At 67.0% G+C, this 10,798-nt stretch carries 9 protein-coding genes and 1 pseudogene; 8 read left to right on the forward strand and 2 right to left on the reverse strand.

From position 1 onward, the window contains the following. The 3 genes and pseudogenes from Q0996_RS12565 to grxC form a co-directional block, all read left to right on the forward strand. Window positions 1-373: pseudogene (locus Q0996_RS12565) on the forward strand (hypothetical protein); the annotation flags it as partial. A gap of 102 nt (window positions 374-475) precedes the next feature. Then, window positions 476-1,819: an HlyC/CorC family transporter gene (locus Q0996_RS12570; protein ID WP_299619913.1), complete on the forward strand. Its 1,344-nt coding sequence runs from the start codon at window positions 476-478 to the stop codon at window positions 1,817-1,819. 106 nt (window positions 1,820-1,925) lie between these two features. Beyond that, complete coding sequence (gene grxC / locus Q0996_RS12575) at window positions 1,926-2,186, forward strand: glutaredoxin 3 (RefSeq protein WP_299619916.1); 261 nt, start codon at window positions 1,926-1,928, stop codon at window positions 2,184-2,186. A 20-nt stretch (window positions 2,187-2,206) separates the two neighbouring features. On the opposite strand, the gene Q0996_RS12580 is transcribed toward grxC, so the two are convergent. Further along, entirely contained in the window at window positions 2,207-2,719 is a 513-nt protein-coding gene (locus Q0996_RS12580; protein WP_299619919.1) for a bifunctional 2-polyprenyl-6-hydroxyphenol methylase/3-demethylubiquinol 3-O-methyltransferase UbiG, read from the reverse strand. 190 nt (window positions 2,720-2,909) lie between these two features. Here Q0996_RS12580 and Q0996_RS12585 point away from each other — a divergent pair, with 190 nt between their 5' ends. Beyond that, complete coding sequence (locus Q0996_RS12585; protein WP_299619922.1) at window positions 2,910-3,332, forward strand: DUF1178 family protein; 423 nt, start codon at window positions 2,910-2,912, stop codon at window positions 3,330-3,332. Between the two features lie 42 nt (window positions 3,333-3,374). Here Q0996_RS12585 and ubiG read toward each other — a convergent pair whose 3' ends face one another. Continuing rightward, window positions 3,375-4,175, reverse strand: coding sequence for a bifunctional 2-polyprenyl-6-hydroxyphenol methylase/3-demethylubiquinol 3-O-methyltransferase UbiG (ubiG, locus tag Q0996_RS12590; RefSeq protein ID WP_299619925.1), 801 nt, complete (start codon window positions 4,173-4,175; stop codon window positions 3,375-3,377). Between the two features lie 199 nt (window positions 4,176-4,374). On the opposite strand from ubiG, the gene Q0996_RS12595 reads away from it, so the two are divergent. From Q0996_RS12595 to ispG, 4 genes are all read left to right on the forward strand, one after another. Further along, on the forward strand, window positions 4,375-5,595 hold the full coding sequence (locus tag Q0996_RS12595) for an aspartate kinase (protein ID WP_299619937.1): 1,221 nt from the start codon (window positions 4,375-4,377) through the stop codon (window positions 5,593-5,595). Window positions 5,596-5,646: 51 nt separating this feature from the next. Further along, a complete protein-coding gene (gene ptsP, locus Q0996_RS12600; protein ID WP_299619928.1) occupies window positions 5,647-7,920 on the forward strand; it encodes a phosphoenolpyruvate--protein phosphotransferase in 2,274 nt (757 codons plus the stop codon). Window positions 7,921-8,070: 150 nt separating this feature from the next. Beyond that, a complete protein-coding gene (locus tag Q0996_RS12605) occupies window positions 8,071-9,474 on the forward strand; it encodes a helix-turn-helix domain-containing protein (RefSeq protein WP_299619931.1) in 1,404 nt (467 codons plus the stop codon). Window positions 9,475-9,593: 119 nt separating this feature from the next. After that, the gene (gene ispG, locus Q0996_RS12610) at window positions 9,594-10,760 is read left to right on the forward strand and encodes a flavodoxin-dependent (E)-4-hydroxy-3-methylbut-2-enyl-diphosphate synthase (RefSeq protein WP_299619934.1); all 1,167 of its coding nucleotides are present in this window, start codon (window positions 9,594-9,596) and stop codon (window positions 10,758-10,760) included. Window positions 10,761-10,798: the final 38 nt, after the last annotated feature.

The following is a 10,798-nucleotide window of genomic DNA, read 5'->3' on the forward strand; positions in this document are numbered from 1 at the left end:
CGGAGAGGCGGTGGCGGTGGGCATGGTCATGGCCTTCGATCTCTCGGTACAGCGCGGCCACTGCCCGCCGGAAGACGCCGACCGGGTGCGCCGCCATCTCGCCGCCGTCGGCCTGCCCACCGGCTTTGCCGACCTCGCGCCGCGCCATTGGGACGTGGATCGTCTGCTGGACCACATGTCGCGCGACAAAAAGGTCAGCGGCGGGCGGGCGCGTTTCATCCTGACCCGGGGAATCGGCCAGGCCTTCATCGAGTCTGAAGTGATGACCGACGAAGTCATGGCCATGCTGACCAACGCGCTCGATCAGTCCGATCAGCTCGCCAACGAGAACAGCGCGGCGGACATGACCTCCCGCGCGACCCTGGGCAGTTGAGGGCCGGCGGCACTGGAATGACGCCGAAGGCCTTCATCTGGCGATCCCTCACCACCATCTGCAAGACCTCCCGCAACCCCTGCTCAACCCCATAGACAGACCATGGACATCGACATAGCCACGACCCTCGGCGCCATTCTGGGGCTGCTGGTCTTCTCGGCGTTCTTCTCCGGTTCCGAAACCGCCCTCACCGCGGCCTCGCGGCCTCGCATGCATAACCTCGCCCAATCCGGCAACCGCCGCGCCTTCGTGGTCAACGAGCTGTGGCTGGAGAAGGAGCACCTGATCGGGGCCATTCTGCTGGGCAACAACCTGGTCAACATCCTGGCCTCCGCCCTGGCCACCAGCCTGTTGATTTCGCTCTTCGGCGAGGCCGGCGTGATCTACGCCACCCTCGGTATGACCGTGAGCGTGCTGATCCTGGCCGAGATCCTACCCAAGACCTATGCCCTGCAGAACGCCGACCGGGCCGCCCTTTCCGTGGCGCCGGTCCTCCGGGTGATCGTCGTGCTGCTGAAGCCGATCTCGATCGCGATCCAGCTCATCGTGCGTCTGGCGCTTTCGGCCGTCGGCATCGAAGTGCGCCACGCATTGACGGCGGAAGCGACCGAAGAGCAGTTGCGCGGTGCCATCGACCTGCACCAGGGCGAGGGTGAGGGCGAGGAGGAAAAGCACGAGCGGGAGATGTTGCGCTCGATCCTCGACCTGGGCGACGTCTGGGTGGAAGAGATCATGGTCCACCGGAAGGAGATGGTGGCCATCAACATCGACCAGCCGCCGGCGCAGATCGTCGAGGAGGTGCTGTCCAGCCCCTACACCCGCCTGCCGCTGTGGCGCGACGATCCCGACAACATCGTCGGTGTGCTGCACGCCAAGGCGCTCCTGCGGGCCGTGCAGGCGGCCGGCACCAAGCTGGACGACCTGGACATCCTGGGCATCGCCAATGCGCCCTGGTTCATCCCCGAAACTACCGACCTGCTGTCCCAGTTGCAGGCCTTCCGCAGCCGCCACGAGCACTTCGCCATCGTCGTCGACGAATATGGCGAGGTGCTGGGGATCGTCACCCTGGAGGACATTCTGGAAGAGATCGTGGGCGACATCGCCGACGAACACGACGTGGAGATGGAGGGCGTGCAGGTTCAGCGCGACGGCTCGCTCGTCGTCGAAGGCAAGGTCACCCTGCGCGATCTCAACCGCCGCTTCGAATGGCGCCTGCCCGACGAAGAGGCCTCGACCCTCGCCGGGCTGATCCTGCACGAGGCGCGGCGCATTCCCGAGGTCGGTCAGCGCTTCACCTTCCACGGCTTCAACTTCGAGATCCTGGGGCGCAAGCGCAACCAGATCACCTCGGTCCGCATGCGCGCGACGCCGGAGGCCGACATGGTGGGGTCGGAAACCGACGCGCAGTCCGGTGCGCAATCTGGCGCACAATCGGGGGCACAATAATGTGAGGTGGCCGGTCTGCGGGCCGGCGATACTGGAAATCGGCGGCCGCTCCCCCTAAATAGGGCTCTTGGGGCAAGTCAAATTCCAATCGGGCAGTCCGTTAACCATGACGAAGATCGAAGTCTATTCGAGCATGCTGTGTCCGTACTGCTATCGGGCCAAGAAGCTGCTGGAGACAAAAGGCGCAGCTTTCACCGAAATTGACGTGATGCTGCAACCGCGCCGCCGCGCCGAGATGGTCGAGCGCAGTGGCGGGCGCACCAGCGTGCCGCAGATCTTCATCAACGACCGGCATGTCGGCGGTTGCGACGATCTCTTCGCGCTGGAAGCCGGCAACAAGCTGGAACCTCTGCTGCAGGCGAGCTGACGCCAGCCACGACCCCGTTTTCACAGGCGCCGGGCGCAAATCCGCTGCACCGCAGCGGGTTTGGGATGGCTCACCTCCAGATCCTCATAAGCCAGAACCCGCAGACGATCGTTCAGCCAGGTCAGAAGCTCGCCGGGTTTCAGCAGGAAATCCGGATTGCTGGGGCGCCCGAAGCGTGCGTTGCCCGCCGCGAAGGTCTCGTAGATCAGAAGGCCGCCGGGCCCGACCGTGTCCAGCAGGGCCGGCAGCAGCGGGCGGTGCAGGTAGTTGGTGACCACCACGCCGTCGAAGGTCTGCCGCAGGAAAGCCGGCAGGGTACCGCTCTCCAGGTCGCACTGCAGGATTTCCAGCCGGTCCTGCCCGGCGAGATCTTCCAGCCGCGAGACGTTCCGGTCGACGGCCAGCACTGCGTGGCCCTTATGGAGCAGGAAGCGCGTGTGGCGGCCACTGCCGCAGGCCAGATCGAGAACCCGTCCGCCGGCTGGGAGAAGCGGGGCGAAACGTGCAACCCAGGGTGACGGGTCCTCTCTCACCGAATGAGAGTTTTCCGCGCAATTCCGGGTTTCTGCGCGACCGCTTCCGGGTGGCTCCTGATGACTATCCGCTTGTTTCACCCTATCTCTTTCGCTAAGGCTAGACGCAGCCAATCATGAGGCGGTCCGCCCGTTTCGCTGATCTTTGGGACCGGTTCGCCGGGACCGTGCCGGAGAGAATTCTGAAAGCATGATTGTCTTCGATCTGAAGTGCCGCAAGGGCCATATCTTCGAAGCCTGGTTCCGGGACAGCGCCAGCTATTCCGATCAGGTGGCCACGGGCAAGGTGCTGTGCCCGGTGTGCGGCAGCCGCAAGGTCGAAAAGGCACTGATGGCGCCCAACGTGGCGATCAGCGAAACCCGCGAGGTCGCGGTCTCCGGCGCCGAGAAGGCCGGCGAGATCCGCAGCATGCTGAAGCAGATGCGCCAGCACGTCGAAGACAACTGCGACTATGTCGGGACCGAGTTTCCCGAAGAAGCGCGCAAGATCCACTACGGCGAGGCGGAGAAACGCGGCATCTACGGCGAAACCTCCGACGAAGAGGCCAAGGCCCTGGAAGACGAGGGCGTCGCCGTGCAGCGCATCCCCTGGCTGCCCCGCGAGAACTCCTGACTGTCCCTGAACGGCTGCTATTCCTGGTGACGCCTTGATGCGCTAATCCGCTTTGGCGGCGACCAGCATGTAGTTGACGTCGAGGTCGCCGGGGGCCAGGCGCCAGCCGTCGGTCAGCGGATTGTAGGCGACCCCCGTCATCTCGGTGATCTCCATACCGGACTGGCGGAGGGCCTTGCCCAGTTCCGACGGGCGCACGAAGCGGCGCCAGTCGTGGGTGCCCCGCGGCAACCAGCGCAGGACGTACTCGGCGCCGACGATGGCCATCAGGAACGACTTGGGGGTGCGGTTCAGGGTCGCCACGACCATGAGCCCGCCGGGGCGCACCGTCGCGGCGCTGGCACCCAGGAAGCTGCCCACATCGGCGACATGTTCGACCACTTCCATATTGAGCACGGCATCGAAGTCCGCGCCGGCCGCGGCCAGATCCTCGACGCTGCCGTGGCGGTAGTCGATGTCGAGCTTCGACTCGGCGGCGTGCAGGCGGGCGATGCGGATGTTCTTCTCCGCGGCGTCGAGGCCGGTCATCTGGGCGCCGAGGCGGGCCAGCGGTTCGCTCAACAGGCCGCCGCCGCAGCCGACGTCCAGCAGCCGCAGTCCTTTGAGGGGCTGGTCGGCCTGCGGATCGCGGCCGAAGTGCCGGCAGAGCCGGTCGCGGATGAAGCCGAGGCGCATCGGATTGAAGCGGTGCAGCGGGCGGAACTTGCCTTCCGGGTCCCACCAGGCTTCGGCCATCGCAGAGAACTTGGCGATCTCCTCGGGGTCGATGCTGCGCGCTCCGCTGGCGTCGCGGTTCTCCGAGGCGCGTTTCCGGGAGGCGCGTTTCTGGGCGGACGCTGTCATGCCTGATCCTTCCCAATGTGGCGGCAGCGGCTTCAGGCCGCCCCGGTCCCCCGCGCTCTTGCGCCGGAGAGACGCTGAGAGTATGGATAGCCGCCGTCTTTCGGGCAACCGGGAGGCCCGGGTGACGGCAATTCGCCGCAGTGCCGTCCGCCAGAAGTGCCGTCCGCCAGAACCGCATCGCCTGACTTCAGAGAGTTCCATGGCCCGTATCGTGATGAAATTCGGGGGCACTTCGGTTGCCGACCTGGACCGCATCCGCAATGCGGCCCAGCGCATCCGCGCCGAAGCCGAGGCGGGTCACGAAGTGGCGGTAGTGGTCTCCGCCATGGCCGGGGTGACCAACAGCATGGTGAGCCTGGTCAGCGACGCCGCGGTCCTGGCTGATCTTCGGGAATATGACGTGGTGGTCTCCTCCGGCGAGCAGGTCACCGCCGGCCTGCTGGCCATCGTCCTCCAGGATCTCGGCGTTTCCGCGCGCTCCTGGCTCGGCTGGCAGATTCCCATCCGCTGCGACGACAGCCACGGCAGCGCCCGCATCGAAGACATCGCCGTCGAGGAGATGGAACGCCGCTTCGGGGAAGGCCAGGTGGCGGTGGTCGCCGGCTTTCAGGGTGTCGATTCCCAGGGCCGGATCGCCACTCTGGGGCGCGGCGGCTCCGATACCTCCGCCGTTGCGCTGGCGGCGGCGCTCGCGGCCGAACGCTGCGATATATATACCGATGTGGATGGCGTCTATACCACCGATCCGCGTATCGTTGCGAAGGCGCGCAAGCTCGATAAGATCACCTACGAAGAGATGCTGGAGATGGCCTCCCAGGGGGCCAAGGTGCTGCAGACCCGCTCGGTGGAAATGGCGATGAAGCACCATGTCCGCATCCAGGTTCGCTCCAGTTTCGAACCGGGGCCCGGGACTCTGGTCGTCGACGAGGAAGAGATTGTGGAACAGGCCGTTGTCAGCGGTATTGCCTATAGCCGCGATGAAGCGAAGGTCACCCTGCTCAGGGTTTTGGACCGGCCGGGTGTGGCGGCGAAGATATTCGGACCGCTGGCCGAAGCCGCCATCAACGTGGACATGATCGTCCAGAACATCTCGGCGGAAGCCGAGCGCACCGATCTCACCTTCACCGTCAGCAAGGCCGACCTGGAGCGCGCCGAGGCGGTGCTGCGCAGCAACCAGGAAGAGCTGGGCTTTGCCGAACTGCTGGCCGATCCCAACGTCGTCAAGGTCTCGGTCATCGGCGTGGGCATGCGCAGCCATGCCGGTGTCGCCCAGCAGATGTTCAAGGCCCTGGCGGACCGCGGGATCAACATCCAGGTGATCTCCACCTCGGAGATCAAGGTCTCGGTGCTGATTGCCGAAGAATACACCGAGCTGGCGCTGCGGGGCCTGCACACGGCATACGGCCTGGACGCCGCCTAGGGTGCGGCGGGCCGGCTCAGATCCTCGTGCCATACGGCGGGGGTGCCGGCTTTGACCGCCCCCACTGAGTTCGACCACGGCTGGGCCGGATCGCGCCGCCTGCTGCGGCTCTTGCGCGACCTGATGAAGGCCGGCGGCTCGAGCCAGGAGCGCCTCGACAGGGTGGTCGAGCTGATCGCCCAGGACATGGTTGCCGAGGTCTGTTCGATCTACGCCATGCGCGGCGGCGAGGTGCTGGAGCTCTTTGCCAGCATGGGCCTCAAGGCCTCGGCGGTGCACAAGACCCGCCTGCAGGTGAACGAAGGTCTGGTCGGCCTGATCGCCGCCCAGGCGCGTCCGGTCGCCCTGGCCGACGCCCAGAGCCATCCCAACTTCGCCTACCGCCCCGAAACCGGTGAGGAGGTCTATCACTCCCTGATGGGCGTCCCGATCATGCGCAGCGGCCGGGTCCAGGGCGTGCTGGTGGTCCAGAACCGCACCCAGCGCAGCTACGGCGAGGAGGAGGTCGAGGCGCTGGAAACCGTGGCCATGGTGCTGGCCGAACTGTTTGCCGGCGACCGTCTGCTGGAGCGGGCCGACGACAGCGCCGGCAGCGACCTGATGCCGGCCCGGCTCAGCGGCATTGCCCTGAACCAGGGCCTGGCCGTCGGGCTGGCGGTACCCCATGAGCGCGGCATCGTCATCACCCAGGTCGTCGGCGAAGACCCTGAGGCCGAACGCCAGCGCCTGGACGCGGCGCTGGGGGAGATGCGCGCCGCCCTGGATGCCATGCTGGCCCGCCAGGAGGTGGCGCGGGCGGGCGAGCACCGCGAGGTGCTGGAAACCTATCGCATGTTCGCCGACGACCGCGGCTGGCTGACGCGCATGCACGATGCGGTGCGCGGCGGGCTGACGGCTGAGGCCTCGGTGCAGAAGGTGCAGAACGAAACCCGCGCGCGCATGTCCGCCATCAAGGACCCCTATCTGCGCGCCCGTCTGGCCGACCTCGACGACCTCGGCAACCGCCTGCTGCACCACCTGCTGGGCCTGGAGGAGAAGAAGCGCGAGGACCTGCCGGAGAACACGGTCCTGATCGCCCACGATCTGGGTCCGGCCGAACTGCTGGACTACGACCAGACCCGCCTGCGGGCCGTGGTGCTGGAGCAGGGCTCGCCCACCTCCCACGTCGCCATCGTCGCGCGCGCCCTGCAGATCCCGATGATCGGGCGCTGCGAGGGCATCACCACCCAGGCCGGCGAGGGCGAGGACATCATCGTCGACGGTGAGACCGGGCAGGTGCTGCTGCGGCCCAGCCACTCCGTGCGCGCTGGTTTCGAGGACAGCATTGCTCACAAGGAGCGCCAGCAGGCGGCCTATCGGGCCGACCGCGAACTGCCCGCGGTCACCCGCGACGGCGCGCCGATCACGCTGATGATCAACGCCGGCCTGATGATCGACCTGACCCACCTGGACGAGGCGGGGGCCGAGGGGATCGGTCTCTACCGCACCGAGGTCCCCTTCATGATCCGGGATTCCTTTCCCGGCGTCGAAACCCAGGCCGATATCTACAGCCGGATTCTGGACCATGCCGGTGAGAAACCCGTGGCCTTTCGCACCCTCGACGTCGGCGGCGACAAGCTGCTGCCCTATTGGCGCGGCGGCCACGAGGACAACCCGGCCATGGGCTGGCGGGCGATCCGCATCGGTCTCGACCGGCCGGCCTTGTTGCGCCAGCAGTTGCGCGCCCTGCTGCGGGCGGCGGCCGGGCGCAGCCTGTCGGTGATGTTCCCGATGATCAGCGATGTGGCGGAGTTCGAGGCGGCCAGGGCCCTGCTGCAGCGGGAGATCGACCGCCAGCAGACCTTGGACCAGCGCCCGCCCGCCGAGATCAAGGTCGGGACCATGCTGGAGGTGCCGGCCCTCGCCCTGCAGCTCCCGCAACTGCTGCCGCGCTGCGATTTCCTCTCCCTGGGCAGCAACGATCTGGTGCAGTTCCTCTTCGCCGCCGACCGCACCAACCCCCGCCTGGCCCGGCGCTACGACAGCCTGGCGCCGGCGGTGCTGTCCCTGGTGCGCGACATCGCCCGCCATTGCGACGACCACGGCGTGCCGCTGACGGTCTGTGGCGAGATGGCGGGACAGCCTCTGGAGGCCCTGGCCCTTCTCGGCTGCGGGGTTCGGCGCCTCTCCATGGCGCCGAGTTTCGTCGGCCCGGTGAAGACCATGGTCCGCAGCCTCGAGCTCGACGCCCTCAAAGACGCCATCAATCAATTATTAACTTTGCCGGATCACAGTATCCGCGAGAAGTTAAGGTCCTATGCGGTTGAGCGGACCATTGCCATCTAACGCGTTGCTGCAGCGAAGAGAAAATTGTTAATTTGTCAGGAACAGCGTGCCGGTCGCCTTGGCTTTGACGGACGGATCGGCAAAGGGCCGTCGCGCCAGGAGTGTCTTGGGATGACGCGCCGGTTCGACAGCAAAACCCGGTGAGAGCCTGTGGCCCAGACAGCCAAGAAGACCGAACCCAAGCTCGTTGAAACGGAGCGTGACCGGGACCCGGTTCCGGAAATCTCCATTCCCCAGGAACTGGAGGGCGAAAGGGTCGCCGACACCCTGATCCGCGCACGTCAGCAGTACGGCCAGGATCTCCGCTCCATCGCCCAGGTCCTCTGCATCCGCTATTCCTATCTCGACGCCATCGAGCGCTCCAACTTCGAGGATCTGCCCGGCCCGACCTATGCCGTCGGCTTCGTGCGCACCTATGCGGAGTTCCTCGGCCTCGAAGGCGATTCCATCGTCGAGCGCTTCAAGAACGAGGTCGAAGGCCTGGACGGCCAGACCAAGCTGCATTTCCCGACCCCGGCGCCGGAGGGCAAGATGCCCGGCGGCGCGGTGTTCCTGGTCGCGGCCCTGCTCTTCGCCGGTGCCTACGGGGTGTGGTTCTATCTTTCCAACAAGGGCGAGACCATCGGCGATCTGGTGGCGCCGGTGCCCGACCGCCTGCAGGAACTGGTAGCCGAAGATCCGGCGGTTCCAGCCCCGCCGCCCGGCGACCTGAGCGCGGGACAAAGCGCCGGTGAGGCCAGCGCCCCGGCGGCGGCCAGCGAGACCGCCGAAACCGCCCCTGAAACTGCCAAAGCGGAAACGCCGGCTGCGCAGGATGGGCCCGCTGCGGAACCCGCGGCAGCCGCCGAGACTCCCACCACCGATCAGCCCGCCGAACCGCCCTCGGTGGCCTCCGAAACTTCCACCGGTGATGCCACGCCCGTGTCCCCGGCACCTGTGGCCAGTGAGACGGAAACCGCCCCGGCAAGCGGCCTGGCGGAGCCCAGCAGCCAGGTGGCGGTCGGGCAGCCGGCACCCCAGGCCACAGACAGTGAGGCGACGGCGGTGATCTCGACACCCAGCGTGGTGACGGCTGAGCCTGCGCAGACCCAGAGCGTCGTCACGCTGCAACAGCCCGGCAGCCCGCAGCCGAGCGGCCAGCAGCCGGCCGTCGAACAGAGTGCCGCTCTAGCGCCCGCAACGGGCCAGAACGGCCTCGCGATCCCGGCGGCGCCGGCCAACAACCAGCCCAGCAGCTTCCTGGTCAACCAGGAGCCGCGGGTTTACGGCGATGAAAACACCGATGCCCGCGTGGTACTGCGGGCCAATCAGGACGCCTGGGTGCAGGTGCGCGACCGCGAGGGGACGCTGCTGCTGACCCGGGTTCTGCGGGTGGGCGACAGCTACCGCGTGCCCAACACGGCGGACCTGACGCTGCTGACCGGTAACGCCGGCGGTCTGGAAATCCTGGTCGACGGCACGCCGCTGACCCCACTTGGCCCGGTGGGCGCGGTGCGGCGCAACATCCCGCTGGATCCCGAGCAGCTGCTCAACGGGGCCGGCCGCCGGCCCTAGGCCTTCCGGCGGACCGCTCGGCCGCCGCTCCCCTCAGCCTTGAAACCGCTGGCGTTTCGGCGCATCTTGCGCCTTATGGAGCCAGGCTCCAGATCCGACATCGCGGCGGGAAGGAACGCATGAGCGTAAGACCCTATCGGGATATCTACCGGCGCAAGTCCCGCCAGATCCACGTCGGCCCGGTGCCGGTGGGCGGCGATGCGCCGATCACCGTGCAGTCGATGACCAACACCCTGACCAGCGACGTCCAGGCGACCATCGAACAGGTCCGGGCCCTGGAGGTGGCGGGGGCGGACATCGTGCGCATCTCCTGCCCCGATGAGGACTCCACCGCCGCGCTGAAGCGGATCATTCCGGAAGTCACGGTGCCCATCGTGGCGGATATCCATTTCCACTATCGCCGCGGCATCGAGGCGGCGGAGGCGGGGGCCGCCTGCCTGCGCATCAATCCCGGCAACATCGGCTCGCGCGAGCGGGTGCGCGAGGTGGTCAAGGCCGCGCGCGACAACAACTGCTCCATCCGCATCGGCGTCAACGCCGGCTCCCTGGAGCGGGATCTTCTGGAGAAGTACGGCGAGCCCTGCCCGGAGGCGATGGTGGAGTCGGCGCTCAACCACGCGCGGATCCTGGAGGACGAGGACTTCTTCGAGTTCAAGATCTCCTGCAAGGCCTCCGATGTCTTTCTCGCCGTGGCCGCCTACACGGCGCTGGCGGAGGCCTGCGACTATCCGCTGCACCTGGGGGTGACCGAGGCCGGCGGCCTAAGGACCGGCACCATCAAGTCCTCCATCGGCATCGGCAACTTGCTGTGGGCGGGGATCGGCGACACTATCCGGGTTTCGCTCTCCGCCGACCCGGTGGAAGAGGTGAAGGTCGGCTTCGACATCCTGAAGTCCCTCGGCCTGCGCCATCGCGGGGTCAACGTGATCTCCTGCCCCTCCTGCGCGCGCCAGCAGTTCGAGGTGATCAAGACCGTCGAGGTTCTGGAACAGCGCCTGGCCCACATCACCACGCCGATGACCGTCTCGGTGATCGGCTGTGTGGTGAACGGCCCGGGCGAAGCGCTGATGACCGACATCGGTTTCACCGGCGGCGGGCGCGGCACTCACCAGGTCTATGTCAACGGCCTGCCGGACCATCGCCTGAAGGACGACAACATCGTCGACCACCTGGTAGAGATGGTCGAAGCCAAGGCCGCGGAGATCGAGGCGGCCAAGGCTGCCGAAGACGGTGGCGCGGCCCATAAGCACGCCGACAATCCGGCACCGGCGGCCGCCGCGTCTTAGCCCTTTCCGGAGATCACAGTGAGCAGCCTGCAGCCTGT

The sequence above is a fragment of the Pelagibius sp. genome, from assembly GCF_028289705.1.
Lineage (GTDB): Bacteria > Pseudomonadota > Alphaproteobacteria > Kiloniellales > Kiloniellaceae > Pelagibius.